This is a genomic window from Streptococcus sp. HMSC062D07 (assembly GCF_001814215.1).
In the GTDB taxonomy this organism is placed as follows: Bacteria; Bacillota; Bacilli; order Lactobacillales; family Streptococcaceae; genus Streptococcus; species Streptococcus infantis_I.
The window spans coordinates 525-16678 of sequence record NZ_KV815334.1; the positions used below are offsets into that span (position 1 = coordinate 525).

Below are 16154 nucleotides of genomic sequence, written 5' to 3' on the forward strand. Positions count from 1 at the left end.
CTACAACAACAGAAGACAAACCAGGTCTTCCATTCACTGGTGAAGCTACAAGTGCTGTACTTGTATTGACAGGTGTGGTAATCTTGTCAGGTACTGTTGTTATGAAACGTAAATTTTCTAAATAATATTAGATAAGTTTCTTTAGAGAGGAGAGAGCATTGCTCTCTCCTTTTTTAAATGTTAAAATGATGGAGTAGTAGATACTATCCTTCCCTTTTCAAGGGGAAACCCCACTTATCACAAAGTCACAAAGCCAACATTACAATACTAGCTAACGTAGCCGGTGGCAAACAACAAACAGAAGTTGGTTAAAAACATAGAGGAGAAATCAATAATGGAAAATTGGTTGACACAATGGCAGAAATTAAAGGAAAAATATCCGAAGGGTGTCCTTTATGTCAGTAGTGCCTTGCTACCAATGACCATCATGCTGGTGGTATGGTTTTTCATGGGGAGTTATCCTTTTGGAAATAAAAGTTTAATGACCGTTGTCTTTGATCAACAGTACATTAGTTTTTATGGATTGCTAAAGAATGCCATTCTATCTGGTGATTTAAGTAGTCTGACATATTCCTTTACTAAATCTATAGGTGGAGATATGGTTGGTGAGTTGGGCTATTATTTGATGAGCCCTTTCAATGTTATTTATGTTCTGCTGCCTTTAAAATATATAGGATTATCTGTTTTTCTAACGATCTGGCTCAGATATGGTGCTTTTGGACTTTCCTTTGCACATCTCTTAATTAAACGTTATAAGGGTGCAGAGTCAAAACGATGGATGGTCCCCTTGTTTGCGACAGCTTATGCCCTGTCGGGTATGTTGGTATCCTACCAGATGAATGTTATCTTTTATGATGCCATGTTCATGCTTCCTCTTGTCATCCTATATCTAGAGCAGTTGTTAGATGGCAAAGCGGCTTATCCATATGCCTTTGTACTAGGCTTAACTGTATTCCTTCAATTCTACATGGGCTATATGATATCGCTATTTGTTGTCTTATATGCCTGCTATTATCTTTCACCTCGTCTTTCTATCGAGGGGACATGGAAAGTAAAACTCAAACATTACGTCCAACCCTTATGGGATGTATTTCTCTACTCTATCCTAGGGGCTACTACGGCTTCAATTTTATTGGTTCCAGTATTTTTCAACTTGATTGAAAGTAAGGGACAAGCAGGAGGAGCCATGACATTTTCCATGGCCTTTCAGATTAATCCCTTAGACATTTTATCCAAACTAACTATCGGGGGCTTTGATGCGCAATCAGGTTGGGCAGCTGGACCAAACCTGCCAAATATCTATATTGGAGCTCTCGGGTTTATCGGCTTTATCTTGTACTTTTTATCAAGAAGGATAGTCAAAGAAAGAAGATGGGCTGCGGGAGTGGTTACTCTCATTTTCTTTACTTCCTTTGTAAATGAATTTGTGAGTAAGATTTGGCATATGGGACAAAATCCTGCCGGATTCTTCTTCCGCTTCTCATGGTTATTCTCTTTCTTCATGCTGCTTCTAGCCTATCAAGCATTAAAAGAGAAATTTAAAATCTCTCGCCGAGGGAAATTGCTATCAGTTGTAGCCCTAGTCTTATCGGCAATCTACCTCTATACTAAAGACTTTACCTATCTACCAAAGAAACAACCTGAGGCTCTAACTCTGTTTATCAATAGCCATTTTATTGCTATTGTGATACTGGTTGTATCAGCTACAGCTATAGGATTTTATCTATACTGGAAACGCTCTGCCAAGTCCCAGAATGAAAAGGAAAGGGTATTGGTGATTGCGGCTGGTTCTGTGGTGGTATTGCTGTTATTATTACAAACAGGTTATCTCTTTTCTCGTGTAGTCTTAACTCTACTCATTTACTTAGCTGTACTGGCCTTGCTACGTCCACGAATGATTCGCTTAGCTGTTGTCTTGTTATCAACTCTGACAGTATTTGAGCTAGGATACAATGCCTATCTATCACAAGTGACCTTTAGTTATGCAAATGTTGATAAATTTGTGGACGGGACGCTCTCGGTTAAACGTGTGACGGATAAAATCCAAGAAAACGCAGATCAACCATTCTACCGAATTGCTACAACCTTTGCCTATTCTCGAACAACTCCATCTCTGATAGGTTATCCAGGTTTGAGTACTTTTAGTTCAAATTTGGAGAGGTCCACTATGAATCACTTTGCCTATATGGGTGATCAAGCGGGCGATGAAGCAATAGAATATGAAAATGGAACTCCTCTAACAGATGCCTTATACGGTGTTCGCTACTATATGGATGTCAAAGACCTGGATCCTACTGAGAAAGAAGCTCATCCTGAGAGAATGTATTTCACACGTTTTGCCAGTCGTTTTGATATGAACCGTTATTTCACGCAGAAGGTCTACGAAGATGAACGTTATACCGTGTACGAAAATCCAAATTCTTTCCCATTAGCCTATGGAACAAATGATTTAGTAAGAAACATCAACTTTGGTAGAAATAACGCTATCCAAAATCAAAATATCATCCTTAACTCTATGGAAGGCGTAAAAAAAGGCGAGGAAAACTACCTCGACTACTTCAAACCATTAGCCTATGGAGATGTTGAAACAGAAAATCTTACTGAGGAAAATGTCGACAAAGAAAAAGGAACTGCAGTCTACAAGCGGGTAGATTCTTCTAAGGATGCAATCGTTCGCTACCGAATTACTCCGCGAACAAACTTGACCTATTACTTCTTCGTACCAGCAAGTCTAAATTCAGAGAAAGATTACTCCGTCCTTCTGAACGGCAAGTGGTTCACTCATTCTAAGAGAAATACGCAACGTCAACTATGGCAAATCGCTGACAATGCAGAGAATCAAGAGTCTGTACTGGAGTTCCGCTTTAAAACAGACAAGGTTGACCTTTCAAATGCAGGAGTTTACCGCGCAGAAATCAGTCAAATTCAAAGTGCTTTAGAAAAGCGGAAGGAACAAGGTCTACAAGTTGAGAAATTCTCGAATACTCATATCGTCGGTTCAGTGAATATTACTGACGACAGTAAATATATGATGACCTCTATCCCTTATAGTGAGGGTTGGAAGGTGAAAGTAGATGGCAAGAATGTCCCTGTGACAAAAGCATGGAACAGCTTTATTTCATTCCCGATTACTTCCGGACAACACAAAGTAGAATTTGTCTTCTCTCAAAAAGGAAGGATTACAGGTGCTGTATTGACTCTCATCAGTCTAACAACGCTTTATATCGTCAGAAGAGATTACAAGAAGGATGATAAAAACCAGCTGAAAGAAAGTCAAGACGCTCCATCAGCTGAGTAAGCAATCTTTTATCAACTATAAAAAAATACGGTCAGGATACCATTCCTGACCTTTTTCTTTTACAAAATGACAAAAATATTAAACTTTTTGACAAATATGCTTGTCAAAAATAAAAAGATATGTTACAATAAAATCAAGATAAGAACAAAGGAGAAAAAAGACATGCTAAAAAATCGTCTAAAAGAGCTTCGGGCTCGCGATGGCCTGAATCAAACAGAGCTGGCCAAACTAGCTGGCGTGTCCAGGCAAACCATCAGTTTGCTAGAGCGGGATGAGTACACACCATCCATCGTCATTGCCCTGAAGATTGCTCAGATATTCCATGAGCCAGTCGAATCGGTTTTCCGCTTAGAGGAGGATGAGTGATGAACAAGTATAAAGTGATTTATTATCTATCTATAGTTGTGTTTATCGTAAATCTTTTGGCTATGATCGGAAGCCTACTTGGTTGGTTTACAATTGTTGAAAGTAAATACCTCTTCTGGATTAACATAGTTTTACTATTAGTCTTTAGATGGGTAGAGAGAAAGATAAAGTTTAAAGAGATCGTAAAAGGAGAAAAGTTATGAAAGAGTTTTTAGCGGGTTTTCAAGTCGATACTGAACACAAAGAACTTGCCGGTGTTTGTGCAGGTTTAGGAAATTATTTTAACATTCAAGCCAATATCGTTCGTTTGGCTACAGTCCTGTTGTTTCTCTCTTCTACAGAGATTGGTATTTTAACAGTTACAGCCTATGCCTATCTAGCAGGTTGGCTTGGAAATGAACCCTTGGGGGATGGAGCAAAAAAAGCTAGAAATCAAGCTATTCTATTACTTGCTGTTTGTTTGATTTTGGTGTCACTTGGAACAGAAGGCTTGACCGCTATTTTTGAATCAGGAAAAGCTTTTGGTCAGTGGTTGTCTGGCTTGTTTTAGAAAGAGGTTTAAAGATGGAAAAGAAACAAATCATTTTTGCACTGAAGATTTTTCTTGCCAGTGCTTTATTAGGAATACTTGCTGGTTTCCTTAGTGTTAATCCTTTAGGTATCAGTCAAGCTCAAGTAATCATTGCCTTGTACTCAATCTTTCTTGGTCTAGGGATGCTTACGGTAATTCTAACCTTTTATTTCATTAGAAAAAGCCATCAGGCTTATCAGAGTTATCAAAGAGAAGAAGAGGACGAAGAAAACGAACAAGACTACCTTGCCATGTATCGTTTCTTAGATTATGGTACAGTAGCTTGGAATGTTTGCCAAATTAGTATGCTATCCTGTCTACTTATAGATTTGGGAGCTTTAGGCCCATCAGTAGCATCCTTGCTTTTGATAGTTTTAGGTATCTGGGCAGGTGTGTACTGTCTCAAAATCACTAGCAAGATTCGTAACTACAAACTTTCTATTATGGCAACTCCCAAGGAAGTTTTAGACTACCTCGATACTTATGATGAGGGAGAAAAACAGGCTGAAATGGAAGAAGCTTACTTGATCTTGTTCAAGGTCAATCAGCTCCTCATTCCTGGTATCTACGTTGTCTTAGTAGTTCTATCAATGGTATTAGGACAAGTTCAGTTGGTTGCTCTGCTGGTGGCAGTTGTTATTCATATGTACATGAATGTGGCACAATTGCGCAAAACAAAACGTTATTTCAAATAGGAGAATATTATGAAAACACTTAAAAATATCGGCTGGTATAGCCTTGCCTTCTTATCATTTCTTATGGTCTATAGTTTTATTCAGGGCGTAGGTTTAGCCGCCTTGATATTGGGAGCACCTAGCTACGTTGCTGTCCCTGTTTATGTCTTATTAGCAGGAATCTTTACCTTCGTTACCTACAAGTGGTATAAGACAGGAACTGTTACAATAGAAAAAACGGCCCTTAACAAATACATCTGGCTACCAGCTTTGGTATGGGTCCTTGTCATTGTTGCAGAAAACTTTTTACCACATGATCCATCAGTCAATCAAAAGATGGTAGAAGAATTGACTCATAATCAACCTCTTTTCTCTTTCTTTATGGTGGTTGTCTTTGCACCTCTGACAGAAGAGTTAACATTTAGAGGTATGTTAGCTCGCTTTGTCTTCCCTCAGCAAGATAACATCAAGCAAACAGCTATCTTTCTTCTTGTAAGTAGTCTCATTTTTGCTCTTGTTCATTTTCCTGGAACTCCACTACAGTTCCTAGTTTATGCTTCACTTGGATTTAGCATGGGCTTGGCTTATATCAGTAAAGGTGGTTTGGCTTATAGTATAGCCCTACATGCTTTGAATAATTTAATCGCATTTTTAATGATAGTCATGCTATAATAGACTCAGGAGGAAATCATGAAACGAGTACTATTATTAGCAGTGATTCAGGCTGTATTTCTCTTCTTTGTCATCGGCCTACTTGTCTATTTCATTAAGGGGGATTTCTTTTATAACAATCTAGCGGTTATCTTTGCTCCTATCGCAGGAGTGATACGATTTGCGACAGCTTATGTGACAGAAATTGTCCTTCCTAAGAAGACAGAAGAGATTGCTGAAAAGCGTAAAAAATAAAGAAAACCCAAATCCAGCGAATGACTTTGCTGGATTTTTTCATTTATAAGAGGAAACTCTCAACTTTTCTGATGATTTTCATGAAGAGCCTGCGCTTTTATGGTAAAATAGTAACAGAATACAAGAGGAGAGAAAACATGAAACGTAGTATGTATGCTGGTCGTGTTCGTGAGGAGCACATCGGACAAGAAATTACCTTGAAAGGATGGGTTGCCCGTCGTCGTGACTTGGGTGGATTGATCTTTATCGACCTTCGTGACCGTGAAGGGATTATGCAGTTGGTTATCAACCCTGAGAAAGTTTCTGCGGAAGTGATGGCAACAGCTGAAAGCCTTCGTAGTGAATTTGTCATCGAGGTTACTGGTCAGGTTGCAGCACGTGAGCAGGCCAATGATAAACTGGCGACTGGAGCGGTTGAACTGAATGTAACGGCTCTTACTGTGCTTAATACAGCCAAAACAACACCATTTGAAATCAAGGATGGCATTGAAGCAAACGATGATACGCGTCTACGTTACCGTTACCTTGACCTTCGTCGTCCAGAGATGTTGGAAAACCTTAAACTTCGTGCCAAGGTAACACATTCTATCCGCAACTACTTGGACGAGTTGGAATTTATCGATGTGGAAACGCCATTCCTTTCTAAGTCAACACCAGAAGGGGCGCGTGACTACTTGGTGCCATCTCGTGTCAATAAAGGGCATTTTTACGCACTTCCTCAAAGTCCGCAGATTACAAAACAGTTGTTGATGAATGCGGGATTTGACCGTTACTACCAAATCGTTAAATGTTTCCGCGATGAAGACCTGCGTGGTGACCGCCAGCCTGAGTTTACCCAGGTCGACTTGGAAACTTCATTCCTTAGTGAGCAAGAAATCCAAGATATCACGGAAGGCTTGATTGCGCGCGTGATGAAGGAAACAAAAGGGATTGAAGTAACACTGCCATTCCCTCGTATGAAGTATGATGATGCCATGGCTCTTTATGGTTCTGACAAGCCTGATACTCGTTTTGAGATGTTGCTTCAGGACTTGACAGATCTTGTCAAAGGTGTTGATTTCAAAGTCTTCTCAGAAGCTCCTGCTGTTAAAGCCATTGTCGTCAAAGGGGCAGCAGACAACTACTCACGTAAAGACATCGACAAGATGACAGAAGTAGCCAAACAGTACGGTGCCAAAGGTCTTGCTTGGGTCAAGGTTGTTGACGGTGAATTAAACGGACCAGTTGCTAAATTCTTGACTAGCATTCAAGGCGATTTAACAAGTGCGCTTGGTCTTGAAGATAAAGACTTGATTCTCTTTGTGGCGGACACGCTTGATGTAGCCAATGCAACACTTGGGGCCCTTCGTGGACGTATTGCCAAAGAACTTGGCTTGATTGATAACGACAAATTTAACTTCCTCTGGGTAGTTGACTGGCCAATGTTTGAATGGTCTGAAGAAGAAGGCCGTTATATGAGTGCCCACCATCCATTTACCCTTCCTCAGGCAGACACTGCTCATGAACTCGAGGGGGATTTGGCTAAGGTTCGTGCTATTGCCTATGACATCGTCTTGAACGGTTATGAGCTTGGTGGTGGTAGCCTTCGTATCAACCAAAAGGAATTACAAGAACGCATGTTCAAGGCTCTTGGGTTCTCAGCAGAAGAAGCAAATGATCAGTTTGGTTTCCTATTGGAAGCTATGGACTATGGATTCCCACCACACGGGGGCTTGGCTATCGGACTTGACCGCTTTGTAATGCTCTTAGCAGGCGAAGAAAACATCCGTGAAGTCATTGCCTTTCCTAAGAACAACAAAGCAACTGACCCAATGACCCAAGCACCATCAACAGTAGCTCTTAAACAACTAGAAGAACTCAATCTACAAGTAGAACAAGATGAAACAAACGAAACAAACTAAGAAGTGGCACTATTATTTGCGTCGCTTTGCTCATCGCGTAAAAATCTTACGTGTCTTACAAGGAATTTCTAAAGAAAAATACGATGAAAAAATCTCAGCTTCTCTGGTATATGGGTTTTTATCAGCTGTAGCCGTCAATTTCTTCTTCCAACCAGGACATGTTTATTCAAGTGGTGCAACAGGTTTAGCACAAATTATCTCAAGCCTTAGTAACTACTGGTTTCATTTCCACATCCCAATCTCTGTCGCTTTCTATTGTATCAATATTCCACTCATGATTTTAGCTTGGCGCCAGATAGGGCATAAGTTCACGATTTTCACCTTTATCACGGTATCCATGAGCTCGCTCTTTATCCAGTTTATACCAGTGGTGGTCTTGACAGAAGATCCTATCATCAATGCCCTATTTGGGGGAGTCGTCATGGGGCTGGGAATCGGATTTGCTTTACGCCACAACATTTCCAGTGGGGGAACCGATATTGTCAGTCTTACCATCCGTAAGAAAACAGGTCGTAACGTCGGAAGCATCTCTTTCTTGGTGAACGGTACAATCATGCTGATTGCAGGATTGACCTTTGGATGGGAATATGCTCTTTATTCTATGATTACGATCTTTGTTTCAAGTCGTGTAACAGATGCAGTTTTCACCAAACAGAAACGCATGCAGGCCATGATAGTCACGAGCAATCCAGATGCAGTCATTGAAAAAATTCATCACAAATTGCATCGTGGTGCGACTGTGATTCATGATGCTGAAGGGACTTATAACCACGAGCGTAAGGCAGTTTTGATAACGGTTATCACTCGTGCGGAGTTTAATGATTTTAAACTAATCATGAAACAAGTTGATCCGACAGCCTTTGTATCTGTATCAGAAAATGTCCATATTCTTGGGCGATTTGTCGAAGTTGAAAACTAGTCGTTCAGGTAAATAGGATACAAAAAAACCAACTCAAAATAGAGAGTTGGTTTTTATTTTTCAACGATTTTGTGGGCAATCAACTGGCGGTAACAAATTTGTTTGTTGTTTTTAGCATCATCGATGATCTGGAGAATAGTTTCAAAGGAAACACGACCAAGCTCCAAACTATTGATATCGACATAGGCCGCCAAGTTGAGCTTGGGATTGATTGAGTCGAAGCTGAGGACAGGGACATCCAGTTGGTGTTTTGCGATGTAATCACAGACCCCTGCAGCAAGGAGACTATCAATGGTAATAATAGCGTCAATATTTGGATTGTGTTTGAAGAGAAGTCTACTAAAGCGATAACCATTATCTTCAAGAAATTCAGTAGCAAAGTAAGTCAGATTAGTATCAAGAGGCAGATTGTGTTCTTGAAGTGCTTGCTCGTAACCTGTCAGACGGTCCTGGGTAACGAAGAGTTTCTTGGTACCACCAATGAAAGCAATGCGACTACAACCTTTTTTGATGAAATATTCGGTCGCATCAAAACCAGCTTGAATATTATCATTGTCAACAAGCGAAATGAAGGGTGATAGTGATTTCCCAAGGATGAGGAAGGGAAATTGTTCTTCAGTAACGAGTTTAACCAAGGGGTCATTTTCTTGGGCATACAAGAAGATAAGACCGTCCACACGTTTTCCGTAGACCATTTGTGAAATGGCGTTTAAACGCTCTTTTTCATCTTTACCAGTCGCAATCTGAATGGCATAGTGATTTTCCGAGGCAACCTGTGCAATCCCTCTAAGAACAGAAGGGAAGAAAGGGTTTTGGTAGAAAACGTCTGAATCATCCGGAAGGACTAAGCCAATAACTTGCGTATAACTGCTAACAAGACTTCGAGCATTTAGATTAGGATGATAATTGAGTTCTTTCATTGCTTTTCGAACTCGTTTTTTGGTTTCGTCACTAATCGTTGATTTGTTTTGAATAACACGGGTTACGGTTGAAGGAGAAACTCCTGCAGCTTTGGCCACGTCTTTAATCGTAACAGGCATAATAATCTCCTACTTTTTGTAGTCTGGATCACGATAATGAGTCTTATAAAAGATAGTGACCAGATATAGAACAAATAAAATGTTTTGAACAGTGATCAAAGTTGCCATATTCTGCCCCAAAAGACCTAGAATCATGGTCAGTAAAGTTGGTAATCCTAAACAGTTCAAAATAAAATGATAGCACTCTTTATAGGTCTTAAATGAGAAGAGACGAGATTTTTTCGTGAAGTAGAGCAGAAGGCTAGCACCTAAAGCTACAATGAAAAAATTAAGTCCAAAGAGAAAACTAGCACCTAAGACCAGGAAGAGGCTGATATAGACGCGGTTCTGTTGATACCAGTCTTTTGAAATAGCCTGAGTCAAGCTTTCCTTGCTTTGGAAACTATCAGTTGTAATAGCGTGATAGCGAATGCTGGTTAGTTCTTTTCCTTGCTTACTGATGACGAGTTGCTCAGGTTCAAAGTTAAGAAGTAATTCTTCAGGGAAACTTGAACTAGCAGTAGCCCCGATTTGTACAGAAGCTTGATGAGGAGTCGAACCAGTATAGCTTAGTTTTCCATCTACAATCTGAGCATTGGTAGCTAGATCCTGAACGACTTCGTCCGTCAATGGAGCATAGACATCATCGATGAACGTCTCTAAAGGATAGGTTTCCTGAGAACTGTTCTGGATAGCAATAGGCACCATGGATAAGCTAATCAAGAAAATACTGGTAAAAATCAGTTGAAACCAGTTTAGACCAAAACGTTGAGATAGGGGCTTACGAAATCCCCAAATACTATTAAAATAAGAAAATGGATATGGTAACATAAATCTCTTTCTATAGGCATTTTTCTATACGAGTATTATATAGAGAAATGTTTTTTATTTCAAGCGGGGATAGTAGAATCCTTGGTAAAAGTGAATGATTGTTATGATTCGTCCACTAACTAACAAGGTAATCTCAGCAAGCTCTTGTTTCTCACCAGACAATCGATGTACAATTTCAAAAATGAAAAAGGGTGGCGGGGGTATATTACCCCTTGTCGCCACCGCTTGTAAGTCCTGAAACGAAGTTCTTTTGCAAGAAGAAGAAAAGTGTACAGATTGGAAGAGCGATGAGGATAGCACCTGCTGAGAAGTAGGCGATCTTCAAGTTCTTCGCATTGCTGACGAATGTTTGTAGACCAACGGCAACTGTATAGTATTCTTTTTCACGAAGCAAGAAACTAGAGAGGATATAGTCTCCGAAAGGTCCCATGAAGGCCCAGAGTGCTTGTACAGCAACCATTGGGCGAACAAGAGGGAGAACGATTTGCCAGAAGCGGCGGAAATGTCCTGCACCATCAAGTTTTGCAGACTCATCAAGAGACATTGGCACGGTGTCAAAGTAACCTTTCATCAACCAAGCATTCATCGGGATACCTCCACCAACGTAGAGGAAGATGAGGAACCAGCTTTGGTTAAGGGCGTTCAACATGAGGGCCATAACGAAGAAGGCAGTCAAAGCGGCCATTGTTGGCACCATTTGGATAATCAAGAAGAAGACCAAACTTTGTTTACGAGCCAAGAAGTTGTAACGGCTGTAGGCATAACCAGCAAGTACGATAATACTTGTCTGAACAACCATAGTGATCAAAGCGATGATCAAAGTGTTGAGGTACCATGTGCCGTACAAGGTTTCTGTAAAGAGCCCTTTGAAGTTATCAAGACTGAAATTAACATTGCTGTCGAGCTTGAAGGCCACAACGTTACCGGCCTTAAAGGCTGACATAATCGTGATTAAAAGAGGATAGATAATAACGATTGAAAGTCCAATTAAGTAAAGATAAGTAAGGGTTTGAGTCAGTCTACGTTTGATTTTGATTGAGTTATTCATCTTAGACGTCCTCCATATCAAATGCGTGTAGTTTCTTGAATGCAATCATAGAAATAGAGATGACAATGATTGAAATAATCAAGGTAACGGCAGCTGCCATAGAGTATTGAGGAGCTGTACCAGTTGTCAAACGGTAGATCCATGAGATCAAGATATCGGTTGAACCAGCTCCACCACCGACACTACCAGGACCACCACCATTGAAGAGATACATGATAGAGAAGTTGTTGAAGTTGAAGGTGTATTGGCTGATCAAAGTAGGTGCCGCAACGGCCAAAATCATTGGGAAAGTGATGTTGCGGAATTTTTGCCAAGCGTTTGCACCGTCGATATAAGCTGCTTCATACAAGTCATTTGGAATAGACTGTAGGATACCGAGAGTCAAGACGTAGATATAAGGGAATCCAAGCCAACCTTGCATCATAATCAAGGCAACCTTAGTCCAAGTTGGGTTTGTCTTCCAAGGAATAAGAACGCCATCTAAGAAAGGAAGAAACTTAGCAAAGATAGGCAATACTTGAGTGTTGATAGCTCCGACACTATCGTTAAACATGTTTGAGAATGTCAAGATAGTGATGAAGGCTGGAACAGCCCAAGGAAGAAGGAAGATAACACCAAAGATACGTTTCCCTTTGATGAATGGTTGGTTAGCAATAATAGCTGTAAAGATACCGAGTACGATTTGCAAAGTAGATGCAGATAAAGCCCAGATAATAGTCCAAGAAAGAACAGAACCGAAGGCTGAACGGAAAGTACTCAAGCTCCAGATGTTTGTGAAATTAGTCAATCCAACCCAATCCAACAATTTATTTGGTGGTAAATGTTGGAAATCATAGTTGGTAAAGGCAATCATCAAGGTTACAATAACTGGGAAGATGATGGCAAATGTCATGGCAACGTAAGATGGAATGATAAGCAAGTAAGGGAATCCATTTTCATAGATACCCTTAATCATATCCTTAAGTGTCAATGGGACAGGGATGCCATTATTGATACGTTTTGCAATAGTATGAGCGTCTTTAATATTGAGAATATAAAAGGCTAGATAAACAATTACAAAAATAGAGTGGAATGCACCACGAATCAACATGAAGAGAGAGTTGTCACGGCCAGGTTTTTCACCAAGCGTGATTAAGTTGCTCAATTCAGGTGCTGCAAGTACTATAAAATAGAGGACAAAAGCCACTGTTACAGCAAGGAAGATAAAACCTTTAGCTTTTTGTTTGTTGTAGATTTGTCCCAACCCAGGAATCAATGAAAGCAAGGCTGCTTTTTTTGGTTGTTGTTCCATGAGTGCTCCTTTCATAAGATACGAGCACTGAGCTCGATGCTAATCAGCAAAATTGCTGAAAACATTGTCAATATATCTAAAAATCAAGGGAGATGTTTAAATTATCTCCCTTGAATCAATCAATTAGTTACCAAATTTTTGTTGGATTGTTTCTTTGATCAATGTTACAGCATCGTTAGCAGCTGTTTTAGCATCTTTCTTACCACTTACAGCTTCAAAGAGCATTGTTTTAGCTGGATCCCAAACTGTTGACATTTGAGAGATGTTTGGCATTGGTTGTGCGTTCTTGAACTGCTCGATAACAGCTGTAGTCAACTCATCGTTTTTACCTTCAGCATAAGCACGAGCTTCAGTGTTAGCTGGGATTTCGTTAGTAGCATCGTAGAATGCTTTTTGTTGTTCAGTTGAAACAAGGAAGTCTACAAATTTTTGAGCGCCTTCAAGGTTCTTAGTGCTTGATGGGATGATCCAAGCTTTACCACCACCAAAGGCTGCGTAGTTTTTGCCGTTTGGAAGAGTTGGGATAGTTGCAACACCGTAGTTTACTTTAGCATCTTTGAATGCTTGAGCTTTCCAAGGACCATCGATGATAGCAGCTGTTTTACCTTCTTGGAATTGAGTTTGGATCAAGTTTCCAGCACCTTCAGTATCTTGCATACCTTTAGGCCATTTTTCGTACCAAGTTTTAGCGTATTCGATTCCTGCGATAGCACCATCGTTAGCAAGACCGATATCTTTAGGATCTTTACCGTTGTCACCAAATACGTAAGCTCCGTTACCAGCAAGAAGTCCGTATGCGTAGTAGAAGTTAGTCCAGTCAGCTAGGAAAGCAGTAGTTTTACCTTCTTCACCAGCGAAAGCGTATTTGCTATCTTTAGCAAGGTTTTCTAAGTCAGCGAATGTTTTTGGAGCTTCTTTGATCAAGTCTTTGTTGTAGTACAGAACAAGTGACTCGATAACAGCTGGAGCACCGTAAACTTTACCACCAACAGTTACAAGAGATTTAGTAGTGTCATCAGTTTTAGCACCGTCGCTCAAAGTTACTTCTGAAAGTTGTCCGTCAGTACCAAGGCTACCTACACGGTCGTATGGAGCCATCATAACGTCAGCGGCTTGACCTGATTGGTTGTCAAGTGAAAGTTTGTCAAGTCCACCAAGTTGGTCACCAGATTTGATGTTAACTTTTGTTCCTGATTCTTTTTCATAAGCAGCAGCAACTTTCTCAGCGTAAGCTTTATATTGGTCTTCAACGTAGAAAGTGATTTCTTGGCTTCCTGATGCAGAAGAATCAGCTGCTTTATCAGCAGTTTTGCTTCCGCAAGCTACCAAAAGCAAGCTAGCAAGAGTAGCAGTACCAAGTACAGCAGCGCTCTTCATGAATTTAGTTGACATAGTGTATTCCTCCTAAAGAATAACAAATTTTAATTTCGAGGAAACGCAAACGTTTTCCCTTATGACCTTAGTATAGCACAAACAGAAAACGGTTGCAAGCGTTTTTTTGAAAAAATTTTAAAAAGCTTGTGACTGGCTAATTCCTAAAATTGTTTGTATAATAGAAGAGAAATAGGAAATCGTGTAAATTTCAATTCAAAAATAATTGCAGGGAAACGATTGCATAAATAGAAGACGAAACAAAGGGAGGGGGAAATTTAAAATATAGGGAATTTCCGATTTCGGAAATAAAAAGTAGGGAAAAAGTTTTTTTTACAAACGCTTGCATTTATTTTAGAAATGGGGTATACTTGACTTAGCGCAAACGTTTGCGCAAAGATTGAAATAATTAACAATATAAACACTTGAGGTGCTAATATGAAAAAACGTCAAAGCGGTGTGTTGATGCACATCTCATCACTTCCAGGAGCATACGGAATCGGATCATTTGGTCAAAGCGCTTATGATTTCGTTGACTTCTTGGTTCGTACAAAGCAACGCTACTGGCAAATCCTTCCTTTGGGAACAACTAGCTATGGAGATTCTCCATACCAATCATTCTCAGCTTTTGCAGGTAATACTCACTTTATCGACCTTGATATTTTGGTGGAGCAAGGTTTGTTGGAAGCAAGTGATCTTGAAGGTGTGGACTTTGGTAGCAACCCAACTGAAGTTGACTACGCTAAAATCTACTATGCACGTCGTCCACTTCTAGAGAAAGCTGTCAAACGTTTCCTTGAAGTCGGAGATGTCAAAGACTTCGAAAAATTTGCTCAAGAAAATCAATCATGGCTTGAACTATTTGCGGAGTATATGGCTATCAAGGAGCATTTTGATAATCTTGCTTGGACAGAATGGCCAGATGCAGATGCTCGTGCTCGTAAAGCTTCAACTCTTGAAAGCTACCGTGAGAAATTAGCTGACAAGCTTGTTTACCACCGCGTAACCCAATACCTTTTCTTCCAACAATGGTTGAAATTGAAAGCATACGCTAACGAAAATCACATCGAGATTGTCGGAGATATGCCTATCTATGTAGCGGAAGATTCAAGCGATATGTGGGCTAATCCACATCTCTTTAAAACGGATGAAAACGGAAAAGCGACTTGCATCGCAGGATGCCCACCAGATGAATTCTCTGCTACTGGTCAGCTTTGGGGTAATCCAATCTATGACTGGGAAGCAATGGACAAAGACGGCTACAAATGGTGGATTGAACGCTTGCGTGAAAGCTTCAAAATCTACGATATCGTTCGTATCGACCACTTCCGTGGATTTGAGTCTTACTGGGAAATCCCTGCTGGTTCTGAAACAGCGGCACCTGGTGAGTGGGTGAAAGGTCCTGGCTACAAGCTTTTTGCAGCCGTTAAGGAAGAGCTTGGTGAGCTAAACATCATCGCAGAAGACCTTGGATTCATGACTGACGAAGTTATTGAACTACGTGAACGCACTGGCTTCCCAGGAATGAAGATTCTTCAATTTGCCTTCAACCCAGAAGACGAAAGTATCGATAGCCCACACTTGGCACCTGCCAACTCTGTTATGTACACAGGAACACACGATAACAATACAGTTCTTGGTTGGTACCGTAATGAGATTGACGATCCAACTCGTGAATACATGGCTCGTTACACGAACCGTAAAGAGTATGAAACAGTGCCACACGCAATGCTTCGCACAGTATTTTCATCAGTTAGCTTCATGGCTATTGCAACCATGCAAGACTTGCTAGAACTAGATGAGTCAGCTCGTATGAACTTCCCATCTACTCTTGGTGGAAACTGGTCATGGCGTATGACAGAGGATCAATTGACTCCTGCTGTCGAAGAAACTTTGCTTGACTTGACTACAATTTATCGCCGAATCAATGAAAATTTGGTAGAATTAAAGAAATAAGAC

15 protein-coding genes are annotated in these 16154 nt (G+C 40.3%); 10 read left to right on the forward strand and 5 right to left on the reverse strand.

Features of this window, described 5'->3' with window-relative positions:
- Nucleotides 1–334: 334 nt before the first annotated feature.
- The 9 genes from pgfM1 (at nucleotide 335) to HMPREF2957_RS06750 (ending at nucleotide 8635) form a co-directional block, all read left to right on the forward strand.
- Nucleotides 335–3298, forward strand: coding sequence for a glycosyltransferase PgfM1 (pgfM1, locus tag HMPREF2957_RS06710; protein ID WP_070678301.1), 2964 nt, complete (start codon nucleotides 335–337; stop codon nucleotides 3296–3298).
- A 162-nt stretch (nucleotides 3299–3460) separates the two neighbouring features.
- Nucleotides 3461–3664: a helix-turn-helix transcriptional regulator gene (locus tag HMPREF2957_RS06715; protein WP_000916944.1), complete on the forward strand. Its 204-nt coding sequence runs from the start codon at nucleotides 3461–3463 to the stop codon at nucleotides 3662–3664.
- On the forward strand, nucleotides 3664–3867 hold the full coding sequence (locus tag HMPREF2957_RS06720) for a hypothetical protein (protein WP_070678304.1): 204 nt from the start codon (nucleotides 3664–3666) through the stop codon (nucleotides 3865–3867). Before HMPREF2957_RS06715 ends, HMPREF2957_RS06720 begins: the two co-directional genes overlap by 1 nt.
- A complete protein-coding gene (locus HMPREF2957_RS06725; protein WP_070678307.1) occupies nucleotides 3864–4214 on the forward strand; it encodes a PspC domain-containing protein in 351 nt (116 codons plus the stop codon). Before HMPREF2957_RS06720 ends, HMPREF2957_RS06725 begins: the two co-directional genes overlap by 4 nt.
- Nucleotides 4215–4228: 14 nt before the next feature.
- Complete coding sequence (locus tag HMPREF2957_RS06730; protein ID WP_070678309.1) at nucleotides 4229–4930, forward strand: DUF3169 family protein; 702 nt, start codon at nucleotides 4229–4231, stop codon at nucleotides 4928–4930.
- A 9-nt stretch (nucleotides 4931–4939) separates the two neighbouring features.
- Nucleotides 4940–5581 carry a CPBP family intramembrane glutamic endopeptidase gene (locus tag HMPREF2957_RS06735; RefSeq protein ID WP_070678311.1) on the forward strand — a complete coding sequence of 214 codons (642 nt, stop codon included), beginning with the start codon at nucleotides 4940–4942 and terminating at the stop codon, nucleotides 5579–5581.
- An 18-nt stretch (nucleotides 5582–5599) separates the two neighbouring features.
- The gene (locus HMPREF2957_RS06740) at nucleotides 5600–5815 is read left to right on the forward strand and encodes a hypothetical protein (RefSeq protein WP_070678314.1); all 216 of its coding nucleotides are present in this window, start codon (nucleotides 5600–5602) and stop codon (nucleotides 5813–5815) included.
- A 137-nt stretch (nucleotides 5816–5952) separates the two neighbouring features.
- The gene (gene aspS, locus HMPREF2957_RS06745; RefSeq protein WP_070678316.1) at nucleotides 5953–7716 is read left to right on the forward strand and encodes an aspartate--tRNA ligase; all 1764 of its coding nucleotides are present in this window, start codon (nucleotides 5953–5955) and stop codon (nucleotides 7714–7716) included.
- Entirely contained in the window at nucleotides 7694–8635 is a 942-nt protein-coding gene (locus HMPREF2957_RS06750; RefSeq protein ID WP_070678319.1) for a YitT family protein, read from the forward strand. The genes aspS and HMPREF2957_RS06750 overlap by 23 nt, the downstream gene beginning before the upstream one ends.
- A gap of 53 nt (nucleotides 8636–8688) precedes the next feature.
- Here HMPREF2957_RS06750 and HMPREF2957_RS06755 read toward each other — a convergent pair whose 3' ends face one another.
- The 5 genes from HMPREF2957_RS06755 to HMPREF2957_RS06775 all read right to left on the reverse strand — a co-directional run bounded on the left by HMPREF2957_RS06755 (nucleotide 8689) and on the right by HMPREF2957_RS06775 (nucleotide 14216).
- Nucleotides 8689–9675: a LacI family DNA-binding transcriptional regulator gene (locus HMPREF2957_RS06755; RefSeq protein ID WP_070678322.1), complete on the reverse strand. Its 987-nt coding sequence runs from the start codon at nucleotides 9673–9675 to the stop codon at nucleotides 8689–8691.
- 9 nt (nucleotides 9676–9684) lie between these two features.
- Nucleotides 9685–10485 carry a DUF1189 domain-containing protein gene (locus HMPREF2957_RS06760; RefSeq protein ID WP_070678325.1) on the reverse strand — a complete coding sequence of 267 codons (801 nt, stop codon included), beginning with the start codon at nucleotides 10483–10485 and terminating at the stop codon, nucleotides 9685–9687.
- A gap of 205 nt (nucleotides 10486–10690) precedes the next feature.
- The gene (locus HMPREF2957_RS06765; RefSeq protein WP_070678328.1) at nucleotides 10691–11533 is read right to left on the reverse strand and encodes a sugar ABC transporter permease; all 843 of its coding nucleotides are present in this window, start codon (nucleotides 11531–11533) and stop codon (nucleotides 10691–10693) included.
- Nucleotide 11534: 1 nt separating this feature from the next.
- The gene (locus HMPREF2957_RS06770; protein WP_315940888.1) at nucleotides 11535–12824 is read right to left on the reverse strand and encodes a carbohydrate ABC transporter permease; all 1290 of its coding nucleotides are present in this window, start codon (nucleotides 12822–12824) and stop codon (nucleotides 11535–11537) included.
- 123 nt (nucleotides 12825–12947) lie between these two features.
- The gene (locus HMPREF2957_RS06775) at nucleotides 12948–14216 is read right to left on the reverse strand and encodes an extracellular solute-binding protein (protein WP_070678334.1); all 1269 of its coding nucleotides are present in this window, start codon (nucleotides 14214–14216) and stop codon (nucleotides 12948–12950) included.
- A gap of 417 nt (nucleotides 14217–14633) precedes the next feature.
- On the opposite strand from HMPREF2957_RS06775, the gene malQ reads away from it, so the two are divergent.
- Nucleotides 14634–16151 carry a 4-alpha-glucanotransferase gene (gene malQ / locus HMPREF2957_RS06780; protein WP_070678336.1) on the forward strand — a complete coding sequence of 506 codons (1518 nt, stop codon included), beginning with the start codon at nucleotides 14634–14636 and terminating at the stop codon, nucleotides 16149–16151.
- Nucleotides 16152–16154: the final 3 nt, after the last annotated feature.